This is a genomic window from Natronococcus sp. (assembly GCF_047921035.1).
Lineage (GTDB): Archaea > Halobacteriota > Halobacteria > Halobacteriales > Natrialbaceae > Natronococcus.
Map to the genome: position 1 here is coordinate 14,319 of NZ_JBLRWX010000013.1, position 18,752 is coordinate 33,070.

The 18,752-nt window shown below is 67.3% G+C and carries 21 protein-coding genes; 7 read left to right on the forward strand and 14 right to left on the reverse strand.

Annotated features, from left to right (window positions below; translation table 11 throughout):
- Nucleotides 1-18: 18 nt before the first annotated feature.
- Nucleotides 19-1,422: an HD domain-containing protein gene (locus tag ACNA7R_RS04550; protein WP_416282367.1), complete on the reverse strand. Its 1,404-nt coding sequence runs from the start codon at nucleotides 1,420-1,422 to the stop codon at nucleotides 19-21.
- A 318-nt stretch (nucleotides 1,423-1,740) separates the two neighbouring features.
- Between ACNA7R_RS04550 and ACNA7R_RS04555 the strand changes: the two genes are divergently transcribed.
- Nucleotides 1,741-2,334, forward strand: a complete 594-nt coding sequence (locus tag ACNA7R_RS04555; RefSeq protein WP_416282368.1) for a hypothetical protein — start codon at nucleotides 1,741-1,743, stop codon at nucleotides 2,332-2,334.
- A 123-nt stretch (nucleotides 2,335-2,457) separates the two neighbouring features.
- On the opposite strand, the gene cofG is transcribed toward ACNA7R_RS04555, so the two are convergent.
- The 4 genes from cofG to ACNA7R_RS04575 form a co-directional block, all read right to left on the reverse strand.
- Nucleotides 2,458-3,618, reverse strand: a complete 1,161-nt coding sequence (gene cofG, locus ACNA7R_RS04560; protein WP_416282369.1) for a 7,8-didemethyl-8-hydroxy-5-deazariboflavin synthase subunit CofG — start codon at nucleotides 3,616-3,618, stop codon at nucleotides 2,458-2,460.
- A gap of 75 nt (nucleotides 3,619-3,693) precedes the next feature.
- Nucleotides 3,694-4,341, reverse strand: a complete 648-nt coding sequence (gene cofC, locus ACNA7R_RS04565) for a 2-phospho-L-lactate guanylyltransferase (RefSeq protein WP_416282370.1) — start codon at nucleotides 4,339-4,341, stop codon at nucleotides 3,694-3,696.
- Between the two features lie 42 nt (nucleotides 4,342-4,383).
- Nucleotides 4,384-5,556, reverse strand: a complete 1,173-nt coding sequence (locus ACNA7R_RS04570; protein WP_416282371.1) for a tubulin/FtsZ family protein — start codon at nucleotides 5,554-5,556, stop codon at nucleotides 4,384-4,386.
- A gap of 115 nt (nucleotides 5,557-5,671) precedes the next feature.
- Nucleotides 5,672-6,577, reverse strand: a complete 906-nt coding sequence (locus ACNA7R_RS04575; RefSeq protein ID WP_416282372.1) for a complex I NDUFA9 subunit family protein — start codon at nucleotides 6,575-6,577, stop codon at nucleotides 5,672-5,674.
- Nucleotides 6,578-6,681: 104 nt separating this feature from the next.
- On the opposite strand from ACNA7R_RS04575, the gene tmk reads away from it, so the two are divergent.
- Nucleotides 6,682-7,290 (forward strand): dTMP kinase, encoded by a 609-nt coding sequence (gene tmk, locus ACNA7R_RS04580; RefSeq protein ID WP_416282374.1) that lies wholly within the window; start codon nucleotides 6,682-6,684, stop codon nucleotides 7,288-7,290.
- Nucleotides 7,291-7,328: 38 nt separating this feature from the next.
- On the forward strand, nucleotides 7,329-8,375 hold the full coding sequence (gene pdhA, locus ACNA7R_RS04585) for a pyruvate dehydrogenase (acetyl-transferring) E1 component subunit alpha (protein WP_416282375.1): 1,047 nt from the start codon (nucleotides 7,329-7,331) through the stop codon (nucleotides 8,373-8,375).
- Nucleotides 8,376-8,459: 84 nt separating this feature from the next.
- On the opposite strand, the gene ACNA7R_RS04590 is transcribed toward pdhA, so the two are convergent.
- From ACNA7R_RS04590 to ACNA7R_RS04600, 3 genes are read right to left on the reverse strand one after another with little or no spacing between them, the layout of a single operon-like run.
- On the reverse strand, nucleotides 8,460-8,645 hold the full coding sequence (locus ACNA7R_RS04590; protein WP_416282376.1) for a hypothetical protein: 186 nt from the start codon (nucleotides 8,643-8,645) through the stop codon (nucleotides 8,460-8,462).
- Between the two features lie 5 nt (nucleotides 8,646-8,650).
- Nucleotides 8,651-8,881 (reverse strand): Lrp/AsnC family transcriptional regulator, encoded by a 231-nt coding sequence (locus tag ACNA7R_RS04595; protein WP_416282377.1) that lies wholly within the window; start codon nucleotides 8,879-8,881, stop codon nucleotides 8,651-8,653.
- Nucleotides 8,881-9,582: a potassium channel family protein gene (locus ACNA7R_RS04600; RefSeq protein ID WP_416282378.1), complete on the reverse strand. Its 702-nt coding sequence runs from the start codon at nucleotides 9,580-9,582 to the stop codon at nucleotides 8,881-8,883. The genes ACNA7R_RS04595 and ACNA7R_RS04600 overlap by 1 nt, the downstream gene beginning before the upstream one ends.
- 112 nt (nucleotides 9,583-9,694) lie before the next feature.
- Between ACNA7R_RS04600 and ACNA7R_RS04605 the strand changes: the two genes are divergently transcribed.
- Complete coding sequence (locus ACNA7R_RS04605) at nucleotides 9,695-9,925, forward strand: Lrp/AsnC ligand binding domain-containing protein (RefSeq protein ID WP_416282379.1); 231 nt, start codon at nucleotides 9,695-9,697, stop codon at nucleotides 9,923-9,925.
- An 82-nt stretch (nucleotides 9,926-10,007) separates the two neighbouring features.
- Here the strand turns inward: ACNA7R_RS04605 and ACNA7R_RS04610 are convergent, their stop codons facing one another.
- The gene (locus ACNA7R_RS04610; RefSeq protein ID WP_416282380.1) at nucleotides 10,008-10,538 is read right to left on the reverse strand and encodes a DUF5813 family protein; all 531 of its coding nucleotides are present in this window, start codon (nucleotides 10,536-10,538) and stop codon (nucleotides 10,008-10,010) included.
- Nucleotides 10,539-10,673: 135 nt separating this feature from the next.
- On the opposite strand from ACNA7R_RS04610, the gene ACNA7R_RS04615 reads away from it, so the two are divergent.
- Complete coding sequence (locus ACNA7R_RS04615) at nucleotides 10,674-10,850, forward strand: hypothetical protein (protein WP_416282381.1); 177 nt, start codon at nucleotides 10,674-10,676, stop codon at nucleotides 10,848-10,850.
- Here ACNA7R_RS04615 and ACNA7R_RS04620 read toward each other — a convergent pair.
- Together ACNA7R_RS04620 and ACNA7R_RS04625 are read right to left on the reverse strand one after the other, a co-directional pair.
- Nucleotides 10,828-11,217, reverse strand: a complete 390-nt coding sequence (locus ACNA7R_RS04620; RefSeq protein ID WP_416282382.1) for a hypothetical protein — start codon at nucleotides 11,215-11,217, stop codon at nucleotides 10,828-10,830. The two genes, ACNA7R_RS04615 and ACNA7R_RS04620, sit on opposite strands and share 23 nt — an antisense overlap.
- Before the next feature lie 161 nt (nucleotides 11,218-11,378).
- On the reverse strand, nucleotides 11,379-12,395 hold the full coding sequence (locus tag ACNA7R_RS04625) for a DHH family phosphoesterase (RefSeq protein ID WP_416282383.1): 1,017 nt from the start codon (nucleotides 12,393-12,395) through the stop codon (nucleotides 11,379-11,381).
- 148 nt (nucleotides 12,396-12,543) lie between these two features.
- Between ACNA7R_RS04625 and ACNA7R_RS04630 the strand changes: the two genes are divergently transcribed.
- Nucleotides 12,544-13,173 carry a TetR/AcrR family transcriptional regulator gene (locus ACNA7R_RS04630; RefSeq protein ID WP_416282384.1) on the forward strand — a complete coding sequence of 210 codons (630 nt, stop codon included), beginning with the start codon at nucleotides 12,544-12,546 and terminating at the stop codon, nucleotides 13,171-13,173.
- A gap of 36 nt (nucleotides 13,174-13,209) precedes the next feature.
- Here the strand turns inward: ACNA7R_RS04630 and ACNA7R_RS04635 are convergent, their stop codons facing one another.
- The 3 genes from ACNA7R_RS04635 to gpmI all read right to left on the reverse strand — a co-directional run bounded on the left by ACNA7R_RS04635 (nucleotide 13,210) and on the right by gpmI (nucleotide 17,209).
- Nucleotides 13,210-13,971 carry a dimethylallyltranstransferase / geranyltranstransferase gene (locus ACNA7R_RS04635; protein WP_416282385.1) on the reverse strand — a complete coding sequence of 254 codons (762 nt, stop codon included), beginning with the start codon at nucleotides 13,969-13,971 and terminating at the stop codon, nucleotides 13,210-13,212.
- 322 nt (nucleotides 13,972-14,293) lie between these two features.
- Nucleotides 14,294-15,580 (reverse strand): O-acetylhomoserine aminocarboxypropyltransferase/cysteine synthase family protein, encoded by a 1,287-nt coding sequence (locus tag ACNA7R_RS04640; RefSeq protein WP_416282386.1) that lies wholly within the window; start codon nucleotides 15,578-15,580, stop codon nucleotides 14,294-14,296.
- 105 nt (nucleotides 15,581-15,685) lie between these two features.
- Nucleotides 15,686-17,209: a 2,3-bisphosphoglycerate-independent phosphoglycerate mutase gene (gpmI, locus tag ACNA7R_RS04645; protein WP_416282387.1), complete on the reverse strand. Its 1,524-nt coding sequence runs from the start codon at nucleotides 17,207-17,209 to the stop codon at nucleotides 15,686-15,688.
- Nucleotides 17,210-17,309: 100 nt separating this feature from the next.
- Between gpmI and ACNA7R_RS04650 the strand changes: the two genes are divergently transcribed.
- On the forward strand, nucleotides 17,310-18,587 hold the full coding sequence (locus tag ACNA7R_RS04650; protein WP_416282388.1) for a DNA double-strand break repair nuclease NurA: 1,278 nt from the start codon (nucleotides 17,310-17,312) through the stop codon (nucleotides 18,585-18,587).
- Nucleotides 18,588-18,752: the final 165 nt, after the last annotated feature.

Genomic DNA, 18,752 nt, shown 5'->3' on the forward strand with positions numbered 1-18,752 from the left:
CTGGCCAGTTTCGACATCTCAGGGCGATACGCTCCCCTCCTCGCGCCGACCGCCGTGTTCGGCGTAGAACCGATCGACGAGCCACTCCGTGGCGCTCGTCTTGTGCCCCTCGGGGACGTAGACGAACGGAATGGGCGCGTCGAACGTCCGCTCGCCGTACAGCCCCCAGTCGCCCGCCGAGCGGGTCGTCCCGCCGTAGGCGATCGGAATCTCCTTCAGTTCGGCGGGCTCGTACTCCGGGACGTACGAGCGCTCGATCCAGACCTCGTGGGCGGGCAGGTCGAACCGCTCGGCGAGTGCCGACTCCAGGCGGTCGTCGTTCGAGACGAGCCACTGGCCGAACGCGTCGAGGTCGGCGTCGACGCGGTCGGCGTAGGCGATGCGGTGTTTCCAGCAGGTTTTCGGGAACCGTCGCCTGCGGAATCGCTCGTGCAGCGCCGCCAGCGTCGTGTTCGGGTTCTCGAGGGCGGCAACGCGAAGCCGCTCCATCAGCGTATTGTCGTCGACGTACCCCTCGAGGATTCCCTCGAGCGTCACCGGCGGCTCCCCCGTCACGGCCGCCAGTTCCTCGACGAGTTCCCGCAGGAGGACGTTCGCGTACACCGACTTGTGGTGCTGGGTCACCCACATGTACAGCGCGATCCGTCCCTCGAGGTAGTTGCCGAGCGTCGACAGCGCCTTCTCCGAGAGCGCCAGCCCCTCCTCGGGATGGGCCGTGTAGGAGTCGACCATTCGGTCAGTGTCGAAACTCAACACGTCCGCGCCCGTCATCTGGTTGTCCCGCGTGATGTAGTCGAGTCGGTCGACGTCGATCGGTGAGTGGAGCAGCTGGGCGCCCAGCCCGTGTTGCCACGGGCCGCCGCGCTCGTAGACGAGGCTGTAGCCCAGAACGTACGCACAGACCTCGAACGGGTCGACCCCCATCGCTTCCAGACCCTCCCGGAACTCCCGGAGGACGACGAGACAGCCGAGCAGTTCGTGGTCGGTCGCCGTCCGCAGCGGCGCCTCGTCGACGCCGGCGTCGCGAAACGCCGCCTGAAGACCGTGCTCGGCGAGGCGGTCGCGGATCTCGCCCGTGTCCAGAAACGGCTCGCAGATGTGCGAAAACGGCGGATGGCCGATATCGTGGAGCAGACAGGCACACTCGAGGGTCCGCTGGATCTCGTCGAGCACGTGATCTGGCGTGTCGCGAACGAAGTAGGGCTCCTCGCGCAGATTCTCAAACACCGTGCGACCGAGGTGGTAGACCCCCAGACTGTGCTCGAAGCGCGTGTGGTTCGCGCCCGGGTAGACGAGGTTCGTCGCCGACAGCTGGCGGACGTACCGGAGCCGCTGGAACGCCGCCCGGTCGACGACGCGCTCGACCAGCGGCTCCGGCAGCTCGATGTAGCCGTGTACCGGGTCCTTGATCTGGGTGACCATCGGGTGTGAGAGAACGCGCCCGCCGCGGGCTTACGTTTTCGGTTCCCACTCGCCTCGCGTGAGCGGCGTCGACCGAGGGGCGCTCCTCGAGGCGCCGCGACCGAGTGCTCGACGACCTAATTCCAGTGAACGTATGGCCTGTATTTGAAACGATTCACGTTCGGCATTGGGAGCAGAGACAATATCGGGACTCCCGGTAGGCAATCAGCCACCATCAACAATAATATGTATAAATTCTAAGTATAAATTTCAGCAAGCCGAGAGTTTATTGAAATACCGACGGTCAGTGTGGACGCGCTGTCACGGCGCGTGACTTTGATGAGCAACGAACAGACTCCCGACGACGACAGACGCACAGTATTGAAAACGCTCGCCGCAACGGGACTTGCGGGTGCCGGCATCGCGGGGGCAAGCGGATCGGCCGCCGCGCAAAGCCAGGGTCAGGGTCAGGGTCAAGGCGGGAACAACTTCCGCCGTCTCAGGCTCGACGTCGAACGAACAGGGACGTTCGATACCGGAGACTACGAAGAAAACGTACCGGCAGCGTTCACTCCGGGCGACGAGGCGACGTTCGACGGTGAACTCATCTTCGAGGATATCGAGCAAAACGACGACGGTGAACTGGTCGCGACCGGTCGACTGCGAGGAACGCTCTCGAGCAACCCGACCGAGCAGATCAACGAGACGTTCGAGGTCATCCTCGGCCTGCTCGAGGACATTCTCTCGATTCTGAGCCCCGAAGATGCGGGCGAATGTCCGATCCTCCAGTTGGTCATCGAACCAATATTCCTCGACCTGCTCGGCCTCCAGCTCACGACCGAAACGATCGATATCGACCTGACCGCCGTCGCTGGTCAGGGGAACCTGTTAGGCAATCTCCTCTGTGCGGTTGCGGGTCTGCTCGATCCCTGATACGGATTCCTGTACCGATGTACCGGCGCAACCGCGACCCGGGCGGCGGTTGCGCCGGAAGCGACGTACAGGAAACCGTCTGAAACCAGCGGCTACTTCCGTTTTCGACGCGGTGCTTCTCGCTCAGTATCTACCGTTTTCGAGAATCGCCCGATATCGCCGGCCAGTATCACTATCGGCCTCAATTTCGCCCTCGATTCGCGGCGAGATCCACTCCCGGTCGTTCTCCTCGAGATCGGTTCTCTCGGCCGGGACGCCGACGAACTCGTCGGTCCGAAGATCGGAGGGGAGGAACCGCTCGTAGACCGGGAGCCGCTCGACGAGCGGAACGTCGGCCTCCGCTGCGATCTCCTCGAGTTCCCGCAGCGCGGGCCAGGCGTAGTCGGGATTGATGTGATCGTCGGTGATCGGCGAGACCCCGCCCAGATCGTCGACGCCGCAGTCGATCAGCTCGCGGGCCGGCGCGAGATTGGGCGGCACCTGGACCGAGATTTCCTCGGGCAGGGCGACTCGAGCCATCGCCGTCACGCGGCGCATCGTCTCCAGGTCGGGGCTCCCGTCGGACCATCGCTCGTTCTCGGCGACGGGCTGGACGATCACCTCCTGGACGTGGCCGTAGCGTTCGTGTAGCTCCCGGATCGCCAGCAGGCTCTCGGCGCGGTCGCGCCAGTACTCGCCGATCCCGACGAGGATACCCGTCGTGAAGGCGACGTCGAGTTTCCCCGCGTTCTCGATCGTCCGCAGCCGCTGGCCGGGCTCCTTCTGCCGGGGACCCGCGTGGGCGCCGACCTCGGCGGTCGTCTCGAGCATCACGCCCATGCTGGCGTTGACGTCCGCCACCGTCTCCATCTGCTCGAGGGTCTGGTCGCCCGGATTGGAATGGGGAAGCAGCCCCTCCTCGAGGGCGACCTCGCAGGCCGCCCGCAGGTAGTCGTGGATCGAGTCGTACCCCCACTCGGCGAGCCGGGCGTGGATCTCGGCGTAGCGGTCGTCGGGGTCGTCGCCGAAGGTAAACAGCGCCTCCGTGCAGCCGGCGTCGGCCCCGCGCTGGCAGATCTCCCGGACCTCCTCGAGGGTGAGCAGCGAGGCCTCGCCGGGCGGGTCGAAGTACGTACAGTAGGTACAGGTGTACCGGCAGGCCGTCGTCAGGGGAACGAAGACGTTCCGACAGAACGAGAGTTCCGGCGGCGCGGCGACGTCCTCGGGAGTGACCTCGAGCAGCCGCTCGACGGCCGCGTCGTCGATCTCGAGGGCGACGCCGTACTCGCTCGCGCCGGGAATCATTGTCTCGAACTGTCGTCGCCGGGACCATAAGGGCTTCTCGTTGGACTGCGGGACCGCCCCCGACGTCAACCGCCCTCAGCTCGAGGTCGCGTTCCCGACCCGTGCGACCCCGACCCGACCGCCGTCGGCCTCGAGTTCGAACCCCCGCTCCCGGAGGGCGGCGGGCGCGCGGTCGGTGCCGTGGACCAGCACCTCGACGAGGTCGGCCGGCTCGTCGATGTCGGTCGAGAGGCGAAAGGAGTCGACGACCGCGAGGTCGGCCCCGATCTCGCCGGCGATCTCGCGGTGATCGAGGTAGGAGCTGCCGTGGTAGTCCACCCGAAACCCGGGGTGGTCCACGACGAGGGCGTTGGTCCCCGCGCCGCGACCGGGGGCGATGGCGACGTCGCCCCCGGCGGTAAAGAGGCGCTCGAGCGCCGCGGGCGTCGCCAGCGCGAGATCGGCCATCACGACGGCGACGGGGTCGTCCTCGCGAGTCGCCGGCAGCCGGGCGTTGACCGCCGGCGTCAGCGGACGGTTGTCGACGACTACCGGCGCCGGAACCGAAGGGTCGAGGTCGAGCGGCGCCGTCGAGAGCACCGTCGGCTCGCCACCAGCGGCGTCGATCGCGGCGAGCACGTCGCGCAGCATCGCCCGCGCGAACGCCGCCCGCTCGTCCGCCGAGAGCACCGGCTCGAGGCGGGTTTTCGGCGCATCGGCGGCGAACGGAACGAGGACCCGCATTCGGCTACCGTTGCTCGCACGCGGGCAAAAACGCGTCGGAGCTCAGAAGAGGGGCTCGAGTTCGTCGGCCTCGTCGGCGACGAGGGTCTCGAGGTTCTGCTCGCGCTCGGCCTCGATGTCGTCGATCCGATCCTGGGCCTCGATCGCGACCTCCTGGAGGCGCTTGATGCGGGGGACGTTCGTCACGCCCGACAGCAGGACGACGGCGTTGACCTCGGGCTCCCGCCGCGGGTAGTCGCCCCCGCGGACCTCCATCGAGCCGGTTTCGTCCTCGAGCCAGGTCCGACCCCGCTCGATCCCCTTGCGGTTGAGGTACGACGACGGGCCGGCCAGCACCAGCAGCGCGCGCTCGGTGCCGTCGACCTCGCAGGGGAGCGTGAGCCGACCGAGGGTCGCCTTGCGGACAAGACTCGTGATGCGGTTGGTCGTCTCGGCCGTGTCGAGTTCGGCACCGCCGTCGCCGCCGGTGAACCGCGAGAGCAAGCCTCCCGACTCGAGTTCGACGTCCTCGCTGGCGAAGCCGATCGTGGAGACGCCGCCGCCCGCGAGGGTGTTGATGATCTCCGAGGAGTCGACGACGCTCTCGGCGACGTCCTCGCCCTCGCGGATCTCGCCGGCGCCGAAGAGGATGGCGAACCGGCGAACGATCTCGCCGTTGATCTGGTCGTAGCTCCCCTCGACGGACTCGCCGGTCTGTCGCCAGGAGTCGTTGTCGAAGACGAGCAGGTTGTCCGTCTCGCGGACGAACGTCTGGAACGAGCGGGCCGCGTTGAGCGTGTAGATCCCGCCCTCGTCGGCGCCCGGCAACACGCCGAGCCCGTAGACCGGGATCGTGTAGATCCGCTTGAGATGGTCGGCCAGCACCGGCGCGCCGCCGGAGCCGGTCCCTCCACCCATCCCGGTGACAATCAGGAAGGCGTCGACCTCGTGGGTCGGAATCGAGTCGATGGCGTGTTGGATCTCGTCGACGTTGGCCTCGGCGATCTCGGTGCCGAGTTCGTTGTCGGCGCCCACGCCGTGGCCGTTGACCTCGGCCTGTCCGATGAGTACGCGGTTCTCCTCTGGAATCCGCTCGAGACCCATCAGGTCCGCCTTCGCGGAGTTGACGGCGACGGCCGCCCGAACGATCCCGCTGCCGGTTCGATCGTCGTGCTCGAGGAAGCGATCGACGATCTTGCCGCCGGCCTGTCCGAATCCGATCATCGCCAGTTTCATTGCGTATCAGAGGTCTCCGTTGTCTGACCGAGTGGTATCGCGGGCATAAGCTTTGTGTCAAAAGAGACTTTCAATCTATTCGATGACTATAGCCGCGATCCGCCACCGGGAACCGTCAGTCGGCGGTCGGCGCCTCGACCTCGAGCCCGAGGTACTCCTTGAGCGTCGTCAGCTCCTCTACGTCGAAGCCGAAGGCGGTGACGTCGTTGTCCGCGAGGGTGTTGTCCATCTCGAGCGAGCGGGCCTGGTCCGGGCCGAAGGGGATGAACGGAACCGACTTCGCGGCCGTCAGCCCGAGTTTCGTTAGCTCCATCGGGATCGGGACGATGGTGACGGACTTGCCCTCGGCCGCGTAGGCCAGTTCGGTGACGTCGGCCAGCGTCGCGACCTGCGGGCCCGCGAACTCGTAGGTCTCGCCGACGTGGGCGTCGTCCTCGAGGATATCGGCGAGCATCGGCACCAGATCGCCGACCCAGATCGGCTGGAACCGGGTCTTCCCGCCCCCGGGCAGTCCCGTGACGTGGGGGGTCGTCAGCTGCTTGGTGAAGTCGACGAACTCCCCACCCTCGCCGAAGACGACGGAGGGTCGAACGATCGTCCACTCGAGATCGGAGCCGGTGACGACCGACTCGGCCCGTCCCTTCGATCGGATGTAGTCGGTCGCCCCGTCGGGGTCGGCGCCGAGCGCGCTCATCTGAACGAACCGGTCGACCCCGCGTTCCTCGCACGCCCGAACGAGGTTCTTCGTGCCGCCGAGGTGGACCTCCTGGTGGCTGGTTCCCTCGGGGGGTTCGTACAGCGGCGACAGCGAGACGAGGTTGACGACGGCGTCGTGGCCGTCGACGACCTCGACGATCGAGTCGTAGGCGCTGGCGTCGCCCATCGCTCGATCGATCTCCGGCGGGAGGTCGGCCTCGTCCGGATTCCGGGAGAGCGCGGTGACGTCGTGACCGCGCTCGTGCAGTTCCGTACAGAGGTTCGTCCCGATGAAGCCGGTGCCGCCGGCGACGAGAACGTTCATACCTGCACTAGCTCCCTCCACGGACAAATAGGGGACGGCGACATTGTAAGGGTCGGCGGAACGATGGCGATGCCGTCTTGTATCCGCCCGAGCGACGTGGGTGTATGCTCGTGACGCTCGAGGGACTGGACGGGAGCGGGAAGACGACGGTCTGGGAGGCCCTGCAGGACGTCTACCCCGGCGCGACGTTTACGACCGAGCCCACCTCCGGCGAGACGGGGTCGTGGTACGGCGAGGCCGTCTACCGATCGATCGCCGACGACGACGCCGACCCGCTGGCCGAACTCTTCCTGTACACGGCCGACCACGCCGACCACCTCTCCCGGGTGATCGAACCCGCCCTCGAGCGCGGCGACCTCGTCATCTCCGATCGCTACTCCGACTCCCGCTACGCGTATCAGGGGGCGACCCTCGAGGCGGACGGCCGGATCACCCGCCCGCTCGAGTACGTGGTCGGGATCCACACCGCGTTCTCGATCGAGCCCGATCTGACGATCTACCTCGATATCGACCCCGAGACGGCCGCGGCCCGAGCGGGAACGACGAACAAGTTCGAGCGCGCCGAGTACCTCTCGAAAGTGCGGGACAACTACGAGCGGTTGATCGAGCGGGATCCGGGCCGATTCGTCCGGGTCGACGCCACCCAGCCGCCGGAGGTCGTCCTCGAGCGCGTCGAGAACGTGCTGGCGAGCGCGCTCGAGCGCGAGGAGTAACCGGAATCCCTTTCACCGATCTTCGCCAGGCTGGTAGCATGCACCGCGTCATCGGCGAGACCGCCCTCGAGGACGCCCGCGTCTCCGTCGAGGAAGCTCTCGAGATCTACCGCGATATGGTGCGAGCGCGCCGGTTCGACGAGCGCGCGCTCGCCCTGCAACGACGGGGCTGGATGAGCGGCTACCCGCCGTTCAGGGGCCAGGAGGGATCGCAGGTCGGGGCCGCACACGCCCTGGCCGATGCGGACTGGCTCGTCCCGACGTACCGATCGAACGCGATGCAGCTCGCCCACGGCGTGCCGATGAGCGACATCCTGCTCTTCCGTCGGGGGTTCCCCGAGTACGCCTCCGATCACGACCTGAACGTCTTCCCGCAGGCGGTGCCGATCGCGACCCAGATCCCCCACGCCGCGGGGCTGGGGATGGCCGCGAACTACGGCGACTCCGAGGAGGCGATCTGCTGTTACCTCGGCGACGGCGCCACTTCGGAGGGGGATTTCCACGAGGGGCTGAACTTCGCCGGCGTCTTCGACGCGCCCGTCGTCTTCTTCTGTGAGAACAACGGCTGGGCGATCTCGACGCCCCGCGAGCGCCAGACCGCGAGCGACACCATCGCCCGGAAGGCCGAGGCCTACGGCTTCGACGGCGTTCGCGTCGACGGCAACGACCCACTCGCGGTGCGAGAGCTGACCGAGGCCGCCCTCGAGCGCGCCCGCGAGGAAAATCCCGTGTTGCTCGAGAGCCTGACCTACCGCCAGGGCGCCCACACGACCAGCGACGACCCCTCGCGCTACCGCGACGGGAGCGAGGAGTTACCGGAGTGGCGCACCGCCGACCCCCTCGAGCGCTACGAGACGTACCTCCGCGAGGAGGGAGTCCTCGACGACGCGTTCGTCGAGGAGGTCGAGAACGAAACCGAGGCCGAACTCGAGGAGGCCGTCGAGACCGCCGAGTCGACGCCCGCGCCCGAACCCGGGGAAGTGTTCGAACCGGTCTACGAGGAGATGCCGCCCCGGCTCGCCGAGCAGCGGGCGTGGCTCGAGGAGTTCGCCGACCGCGAGGAACTGCGGGAACTCGATCGCTGAGTCGACTCGAGCGCGACGAACGTCGGCGCTCGGCTCACTCTCTCGGCGACTCCGTTCGGTCCCAGTGGTCGCGGCCGTACTCGGTCAGCGAGTCCCAGCGGAGGCGCTCGCAGATCCCGGCGATCGCGTCCGACAGCGGACCTCGTCTCCGGAGTCGAGGCCGAACCCGTCGTCGAACCGGGGCGCGATCCGGCCGCTTTCGTTGACTTCGCCGTGGTAGAGTACGCTCGGCTCGACGTCGTGCAACACCGGGATCCCCGGACTCGCCATCCCGATCAATCCATCGCGATGTACGTCTGGGTGTCCTCGACCCCGCTGATCCCCTGGATCTCCGTCGCCGCGATCTTCTTGACCGCGGCGGGGGTGTCGACGGCCGCCTTCGCGATGATGTCGACGTCGCCGGCGACGATGTGTGCCGCCTCGACGCCGTCGATCGATTCGACGCTCTCTCTGAGTCGGTCCGCCTCGCCCGTGTTCGCCTTGATCATGACGTACGCTGTAACCATCAGTTGACACCTCCTGCACCCGCGTTCGCCGCCGCTCGAGCCGCCGACTCGCCGACGATCAGCTGTCTGACCTCGCTCAACACCTCGTAATCCGCCAGGACGACGATCCGGTCCCCGGTCTCGAGGGACTCGTCTTCGGAGGGGATCTCGAGGGGACGGTCGCGCTTGCCGAAGGCGATGACGGTCGCGTCGGCCGGGAGCTGGAGTTCGCTGATCGAGTAGCCGTTGATCGGCGCCTCGTCGGTGAACGTGAGTTCGACGATCTGGAGGTTCGGCGCGATGTCGGCGATCGCGCGGATCGTCCCACCCAGCAGGGCGTTTTTCGCGCCGATCGCGCCCAGCCGCTCGGGGTAGATGATCTCGTCGACCTCCTCGGCGTACTTCCGGTAGATCCCCTCGCGGTAGGCCTCGTCGATGCGCATGACCGTCCGGCAGCCGTGGTGTTTGGCGATCATGCAGGCCGTGAAGTTGACGTTCATGTCGCCGGTCAGCGCGCCCAGCGCGTCGGCCTCGGCGAGGCCGGCCTCCTCGAGGATCGTCTCGCGGGAGCCGTCGCCCTCGACGACGGTGAACTCCTGGTTCCGGGCGCGCCGTACTTTCGACTCCTCGCGTTCGATGACGGTCACCTCGTGTCCCTCCTCGCGTAAGACACGCGCTGTGCGCAGGCCGACTCGTCCGGCGCCGATGATCACGAACCGCATGAACGAAGGGTACGCCCGCCCCCGCCAATAAGTTTGCCCTGGTGACCCATACCACCCGATCGGGAGCCGACAAAAGGCTTTAGTCATGCCACGATGTACCACACCAGCGAGAATGGTTCACGCCTTCATCATGGTGAAGACGGCCGCCGGAAAGTCCGAGGGGCTGCTCGGCTCGATCAGGGAACTCGGCTCGGTCGCCGAAGCCCACATCGTCGCGGGCAACTACGACATCATCGTCGAGGTCGACACCGAGGAGGTGTACGACATCCTCAAGGCCGTCTCGACCGACATTCAGGGACTCGAGGGCGTGACCGACACGAAGACGTACATCGCGATGGATTAGTTCACCCGCTCTGCGGGCCAGTTTTCGGCGAACTCGAGAACGGGATTCTCGCGGCCGTAGCGATCGATTCGCTCCCGGTGGACTACATCGGCATGCCGCCGCTCTCACCGTCTCCCTCCGCGGCCTCCCGACCGCGGCTCTGGGCGCTCTCGAGCAGCGTCGCGGCGGGTCCGCGGTACTCGTAGCCGGGGATCAGCCCCTGGGCGTAGGTCCCCTCGACGTACTCGATCAGGGCCTTGGCGTCCGCGACGCCCTCGGCGGCGTCCCAGGCGACGTACTCGAGTTCGACCCGTACCGTCCCGCCGTCGCGCTCGACGGTCGGCTCCTCGTGGGTGCTCGTCTGTGCGACGGTGAAGGTGTCCCCGAGCCGTCGCTCGAGGGTTTCGAACCAGCCGTCCTCGACGACGGGCGCGACCGCCTCGTCGGCGACCGCGGCGTCGAGGGTCGGCAGCGAGACGGTCACCCGAAAGCGGCCGTCCCGTTTGCCCTCCGCGTCGGTCGCGGCGACCGTCGTCTCGAACACCGTCGTCGTCAGCTCGTAGCCGTCCTCGAGCGCGTCGAAGGCGTCGTGGTCCTCGAGTGCGCGCTCGACGGGCTGTGGAAGCTCGGTCACTACGTTCGTCAACGGGTCTGGACCGAAAGGATGTTGCGCTTTCCGCGGGTTCGGCGACCCGTTTCGCGGCGAAGTCCGGCGTTTCCGCGAAAACGGTCCGCATTACTATCCCCGATTCGCCCGTCGTAGCTCGGCATGAGTCTCGATAGACACGCCGCGGATCGACGGCGGTTCGCTCGGCTGCTCGGCCTCGACGAGCGCGACGGCGCCGGCCTGCCGATCGGTCTCGATCGGTCCCGTTCCGACGAGCGCGCGGATTCCGCGCGGGCCGACGAGTCCGAACGCGACGCTACTGGATCGCGCGAGCGCTGAGGACCGCATCGACCGCGGTCGCGACCTCCTCGAAGTCCTTGATCGTGAGCCCGTCGGTCGTGACGAACACGCCCTCCCTGTCGTTGGTTACCCGGATCAGAAAGCCGTTGTCGAACACCCGGATGGTGTAGTTGTAGTCGCCGAGTTCGGACTGCTGGTAGGCCGTCTGTGCGGTCTTGAACCCGCGCCACTCGTGACCGATAAACGTCGAGAGGTCGGCGTCGCGCTCGAGATCCTCGCGGAGGTACAGCTGCTCGTAGTCGTCCCGCGTGAAGTACGTGACCGAGCGGAGGCTGTCGCCGATCGCCGTCCTGCAGGTGGTTTCGATCTGGTCCGCGATCTCCGCGTTGAGGAGCCCCGTTGCCATACCCGAGCAGTGGATCCCCGATACCTTAACCCCGGGGGCCGGCGACGGCGATCCGAGACTCGATCGGTACAGTACTCGAGGGGGCTGTAAGCGGTCGTTTCGAGCGACGCCGACGCCGTAGCCCGTGGCTACGAGCCGGAACTCGTCGCCGGTGGGCGCCCCTACGCGCTGGATCCGGTCGCGTCGTCCGAGACCGCCTCGAGGAACTCGCGGCCGATCCGGTCCCGGACTCGGTCGACGAGGACGGCCTCCTCCTCGGCGGTTCCCGCGACGTCGGCGAGCGGGAGCTGTCCCCCGGCCATGTCGTCGTGGCCGCCGACGTTCCCCCGGTCGCCGAACAGTCGAATGAACGACTCGCCGAGGTCGAGATCCGACCTGTTCGTCCGTCCGCTCAGGTGGATCTCGTCGCGAACGAGTCCACAGACGAGGACGGTGTCGACGCCGTCGATGTTCAGGAGGAAGTCGGCTCCCTGCGCCAGGGCGACCCGGTTCTCCAGGCGGCCGATACAGGAGGCCAGAGACGACCCCCGCCGGATCCGGTTGTGGATCACGTCGCCGAACGCGTCGACGCTGTCCGGGAGAAACGAGACGCCGTACAGCTCGCGGAGCCGGCGGGGATCCGCTCGCTCGTGGAGGTAGCCGGCGACCGCGTACTCCCGGTCGGTCGGCTGACGGTAGAAGTCGAGCCGTTCCCGGTGGATCCCGAACAGCAGCGCCGAGGCGATCCGCGAGGTGACCTCGACCGACGACTCCCGGAAGTACTCGGCGAGGATCGTCGCCGTCGCCCCGTAGGATTCCCGGACGTCGACGACGTCGGCCGGGATCGATCCCTCAGAGGGATGGTGATCGATCACGACGTCGATCGTCGTTCCCGGCGGGACCGGGTTGTGGTCGCCGGGAACGGAGTGATCGACGAACGCGACGAGCTCGTTCGCCTCGAGCTTCGTGTCGCTGTAGCGCTGTGGCGTAACGTCGAACAGTTCGACGAACGCGCGGTTTTGCTGGTGGACGATCGTCCCGCCGTAGAGGATGTCGACGGTTTCGACACCCTGGGCTCGAGCGAGCGACTCGAGGGCGATCGCCGACGCCAGTGAGTCCGGGTCCGGATCGTCGTGACAGACGACGGTGAGCGACGAGGCCGGTCGAAGCCGGTCGAGCACCGCGGCGGCGTTCGACATAGACTGCGTTTCACGCTACACCACTGTTAACGATTGCCGTCGTTTCGGTGAGAGTCAGGAGCGACGCGACACCGCGTACCCGGGCGGGAGCGGGACCGCGACCGAGCGGATCCGGAACTATTTATGGGATATCGACGACCGTTTGGCTATGGGAGGCACCTCCGGTGCGGAACGGTCGGGGACGCTCGGCGACGATCTCGACGAGACGACCGCGGCGATCATGGAGGCGGTGTACCGGGCGCTGTCGCGCAACGGCTACCCCGCGACGACGATGTCGGAGATCGCCGCGGAGTTCGACAAGAGCAAGTCCCTGCTGTACTACCACTACGAGAGCAAGGAGGAGATCCTGAACGACTTCTTCGCTCACCTCTGTGAACGCCTCGAGGCGACGCTCGTCGAGGACCCCTACGACGACCCGCACGAACAGCTGCTGGCCCTGATCGATCGCCTGCTGCCCGCGGAGATGGACGACGAGTCGCTCCGATTTCGGCGGGCGTTCTTCGAGATCCGGTCGCAGGCCCCCCACAACCAGTCCTACCACGAGCAGATCGAGCGCTCCGACGAGATCATCCTCGAGGCGCTGACCGAGACGATCCGACGCGGCGTCGACGAGGGTCGGTTCGCCGACTTCGACTCCGAACGGGAGGCCGAACTCCTCTTTTCGACGATCTACGGCATCATGGAGCGAGGCGTCACCCTGGAGGACCGGGCGATCATCGAGCGAAACCGGGAGGCCGTACACGACCGCATCGACCGCTGGCTGCTCGAGGACGAGTGAGACGACCGGATCAGGTTCGACGGCTCGACAGGGAACCTACGTGATCGGATCGGCCGACTCCCGGTCGAGGCCGGCCTCGAGCACCGCCGACAGCTGTGCCCGAACCGTCGCCCTCGAGTCCGGCGGACAGCGCTCGACGATCGGCTCGAGCCACCGCGATCGATCCGCCGGACAGAACCTGCGGTCGGTCGGGAGTCGATTTTCGGACCGGCGAGAGCGGATGCAGTACCCGAGTTCGCTCCCGTACCGCCCCAGCTCCCGCCGCGGTTCGACGTCGGCGAGAAGCGCCGCGAGTTCGACCGCACAGCCCGTCAGCGCGCCGATCCGTCGAACGTCGTCGGCCTCGAGGGCCGTCGATCGAGGGGCGGACGCGAGCGACGCCTGACCCTCCTGGACGGCTCGGGTCGCCTCGGCCAGCGCCGCGAGACAGCGCTCGACGAGCGGCGGGTCGGCGTCGACTCCAGCCATCAACTCGAACGCCGTCGACTCGAGGAGATCCCCGAGCAGCACGTCGCCGGTCGGCTCGAGGCCGGTCCGTCGGGCATCCTCGACGGCGCTGCGGTGGAGACGGGTCTGCAGCGAGGCGAGTTCCAGCGAGGCGGCGATCGGTACCAGCGCCTCGAGCGGGCGCTCGCCGCCGAATCCGTCGGCCGCCGCCAGAAACACCTGGGCCCGGAGCCACGGTCGGCCGAACTCGAGCAACTCCTCGGGGGAGCGGTCGAACGCGCCGGATTCGGGCAGGGTCGTCTCGAGGCGGTCCTCGATCGCCGTTCGTCGCCGCGCGATCGTTCGTCTCATGGCCATCCTCGCTGCCGGTTCGTCGGCGAGCGGCTCTCGGGGGAGCGGTCGCCCCCGCCGGCAGTTCGTTCCAGTGATACAGTCACTTGCGTATATTTCCGTAGATCGGTCGATGTCGGTGCCCAGCATCCCGACCGACTCCGCAGGCGGTCGGTTCCGTACTGACCGAACGGTTGTTCAGGAGGCAAAATAAGTATTGCGTCGTTCCGATCGTCCCTCTCGGGCGCTCGAGCGACGCCTCATACGGATTGCTGTACCGATTTCTCGGCGCAACCGCCGCACGGGTCGCGGTTGCGCCGGTAATGACTGACAGGAAACCGTCTCAGATCGACTCGATCGCCCGGTCGAGGTCGGCGATCACGTCCTCGGGGTCCTCGATGCCGACCGAGAGCCGGACGAGGTCGTCGGTGGTTCCGCTGGCGAGTTTCTCCTCCTCGGTGAGCTGCTGGTGGGTCGTGCTCGCGGGGTGGATGATCAGCGTCTTCGCGTCGCCGACGTTCGCCAGCAGGCTCGTCAGGTCGACCTCGTTGCAGACGGTTTCGGCGGCGTCGTACCCGCCCTCGAGGCCGAACGTGATCATCCCGCCGTAGCCGCCCTCGAGGTACTCGCTGGCGTTGTCGTGGGTTTCGTGGCTCTCGAGGCCGGGATAGGTGACCCAGTCGACGGCGGAGTGGTCCTCGAGGTACTCCGCGACGGCCATCGCGTTCTCGCAGTGTTTCTCCATTCGCAGCGGGAGGGACTCGAGTTTCTGGAGGGTGACCCAGGCGTCGAACGGCGACTGCTGGTTGCCCAGGTCCCGCAGGCCGCGGGTTCGGGCGACGATCGAGAACGCCTGCTCGCCGAACGTCTCGTAGAAGTTGACGCCGTGGTAGGCCGGATTCGGTTCGGTGATCTCGGGGTAGTCGCCCTCCGGCCACGGGAACGAACCGCCGTCGACGAGGACGCCGCCGACCGTCGAGCCCGCGCCGTGGATCCACTTGGTCGTCGAGTTCCAGACCAGGTCCGCGCCGTGTTCGATCGGCCGGCAGAGATACGGCGTCGCGAACGTGTTGTCGACGAACAGCGGCACGTCGTGGTCGTGGGCGATATCCGCGATGCGCTCGATGTCCGGGGTGACCAGCGCGGGGTTGCCGATCGTCTCGAGGTGGACGAACGCGGTGTCGTCGTCGATCGCCTCGGCGTAGGCCTCGTAGTCGAGCGTGTCGACGAATTTCGTCTCGATGCCGCGTTTCGCGACGGTGTGGGTGAGGTAGGTGTAGGTGCCGCCGTACAGCGACGACGAGGAGACGATGTTGTCGCCGACGTCCGCGAGGATGAACGTCGCCAGGTCGAACGCGGCCATCCCCGACGACGTCGCGAGCGCCCCGACGCCGCCCTCGAGGGTGGCGATGCGCTCCTCTAACATCGCGTTCGTCGGGTTCATGATCCGCGAGTAGATGTTGCCGAACTCCTCCAAGCCGAACAGCGCCGCGGCGTGGTCGGTGTCCTCGAACTCGTAGGAAGTCGTCTGGTAGATCGGCGGCGCCCGCGCGCCCGTCGTCGGGTCGGGATCGTGGCCGGCGTGGACGCTGTTCGTCGCGAATCGTCGATCGTCCTGATCGTCGCTCATGCCAGTGATCTCCGTCCCGTAGCTAATAAAATCACCAGTCGATTATGTTCGGCAAACCGACGGACGTGAACGGCTCGAGGGGGAGGACGAGTGTGTGTCCGCGAGCTACTCGAGCAGCGGCTCGCCGGTCATCTCCGGGGGCCGATCGAGCCCGATCAGCTCGAGGATCGTCGGCGCGATGTCGGCGAGGGTGCCGCCCGGCCGAACCGCCCGTCCGCCGCCGGTGCCGTCGGGGGCGAGGTAGACGAACGGCACCTCGTTGTACGTGTGGGCGGTGTGGGGTTCCTCCTCGGTGCCCATGTCGTCGGCGTTGCCGTGATCGGCCGTGATGAGGACGTGCGAGCCGGCCGCCTCGAGGGCGTCGACGAGCCGCCCCAGTTGGGTGTCGGCGGCCTCGACGGCCTCGATGGCGGCCTCGTAGTCGCCCGTGTGGCCGACCATGTCGGGGTTGGCGTAGTTGAGCACGAGTACGTCCGGATCCTCGGATTCGACGGTGTCGATCGCCGTATCCGTTACCTCGGGCGCGCTCATCTCGGGCTGGCGGTCGTAGGTCGGCACGTCCGGGCTCTCGACGATCTTTCGAACTTCGCCGTCGAACTCGACCTCCCGCCCCCCGTTCAGGAAGTAGGTAACGTGGGCGTACTTCTCGGACTCGGCGATCCGGAGCTGGGTCTTCCCGTGGTCGGCCAGCACTTCTCCGAGCACGTTCTCGGGTTGATTCGGCGGGTAGGCGACGGGAAGGTCGAACGTCTTGTCGTACTGGGTCAGCATGACGACCTCGACGTCCGGCGGGTGGGTCTCGATCTCGTCGGTCCAGTCCTCGGGTCGGATGTCCGCGAGCATTCGCGTGAGCTGGCGGGCGCGGTCGGACCGGAAGTTGAACCAGACGACCGAGTCGCCGTCCTCGAGCGCGGGGCCGCCGTCGACGAGCGTCGGGTCGACGAACTCGTCAGTCTCACCGCGGTCGTAGGAGTCCTCGACCGCCTCGACGGCCGATTCGGCCTCGTATTTGGCCTCCCGCTCGACGATCGCGTCGTAGGCCTGCTTGGTTCGCTCCCAGTTCTGGTCGCGGTCCATCGCGTAGTACCGGCCCGAAACCGTCGCGACGTCGCCGGTTCCGTGCTCGTCGACGACGTCTTCGAGCTCGGCCAGGTACTCCCGACCGCCGGTCGGCGACGTGTCGCGGCCGTCGGTGATCGCGTGGGTGACGGCCTCGACGTCGCGGTCGCCGGCCAGCTCGATCAGCGCGTGGAGGTGTTCCTGATCGGCGTGAACTCCACCGTCGCTGACGAGGCCGACGAAGTGGACCTTGCCGTCGTTCTCGCGAGCCTGCTCGAACGCCTCGTCGATGGCGGCGTTCTCGCGAAAGGAGCCGTCGGCGATCGAGTCCGACACTCGAGTGTACTCCTGGTAGACGACCCGCCCGGCGCCGATATTGAGGTGGCCGACCTCGCTGTTGCCCATCTGGCCGTCCGGCAGGCCGACCCGTCGGCCGGCGACCTCGAGGCGGCCGCTGGCGCCCGCCGTCGAGAGGCGGTCGAACGCCGGCGTCTCCGCCGCTTTCACTGCGTCGCGTCCGGTGTCGTCGCCGAGCCCCCAGCCGTCGAGGATGATCAGCGCTGCGTCCATACTCGAGGGCTGCGCGGCCTGGCGTAACTAGCTGTCGCTGTCGGCCAGCGTCGCGGCGCCGACCGCGAGATATTTGAAAGCGGGACGAAAGGTCACTGCTATGACCCTCGATCCGGTCCACTTCGACGGGATCGCCGAACTCGCGGGACGGATCGACCACGGCGCCGACGAGCGGGACCGGCGGGCGTTCGCCGAGACCGTCTGGGAGGAGTTCCTCGATCCGCTCCGTCAGAACGGCCGGGTCGTCCTCGAGCCGGTCGACGACCGGTCCCGCCGGCTGGTCGACTGCGAGGACGTGGCGCTGACCGATCGGCCGTTCCCGACCGAGCACGGGCTCGACGCGGGGACGATCAACCCGACGACGTTCAAAAACGGCCTCGTCATCGACGTCGCCCAGGCGGCGATGAGCGCGACGCCCAGCGACCTCGAGCTCCACCGGTCTCGAACGGCGGTGATGACGGTTCACTCGAGCGACGCGACCGCAAGCGTCGACAACGAGGACTGGGATCGATTCGACGAGGAGACGAGCAAGCGCCGGGTGATCCGGATCGACCGTCTGGATCGGTTCGCCGAGGGGGTCGTCCACGCGCTGGCGCTGTACCTCGCCGAGAGCGAACACGCCCACGAGCACGCCGACGCAGTGTCGGACCTGCTCGTCCTCGACGGCCCCCTCTACCCCCGCGGCTTGTTGCGCTGGGCCGACCAGCATCCCGACCTCGCCGACTTCCTGCTCGAGGATCCCCGGCCGACGACGGTGCTCGAGAACTACGTCCGGCTCGTCGAGCGGTTCGTCGAACGCGACGTCCCACTGGTCGGGTTCGTCAAGAATCCGGCGACGAAGGCAATCACCCGGGCGGTCCGGGAGACGACCGACGCGAGCGCTCCCTGGACGAACGACGCCGCGATGTTCACCCGGCTGCTCGAGCGCGGGGAGTACGTCGACGACGTCGACGGCGAGCGCTGGGAGCGGGACACCTCGGCACTGACCTACACGAACTGGTTTCGATCCCGGGCCGGGGTCGACCGTCCGCTTTCGGCCGACGGCGACGCGCTCGGGGTCGAGCGCGAACTCCCGCCGGAGGCCTACGAGGTCACCTTTTTCGTCGTCTACGACCCCCGCGACGACCTGCTGTACCGGATCGAGGCCCCCTACGCCGTCACCCGCGACCGGGAGACCCGCGAACGGCTCACGATCCAGCTGCTCCAGGACGTCGCCGTCGCCCACGGGCCGCCGACGATCGTCGGCAAGGCCGACGAACTCGCTCGGATCAGCGCCCCCGAGAAGCGTTCGCTCCGTGAGACCCTCGAGACCCGTTTCGAGACGAGCCAGGACCGCAGCTACGACGAGCACCGCTGGCTCGAGGACGCCTACCAGTAGTCGAAAATCCGGTTTCGTTGTGCAGTTGGAATCGTAAACCCGAGTCGGACGAAGTGTTACGTGCAGAGGTAAACTGCTCGCTTCGCTCGCAGTTTCTACTGGGCGAACAGCCGTCCGAGACGCGCGACAGCGCGTCTCTCTGCGGAACGACGATCGAAGCGCGAG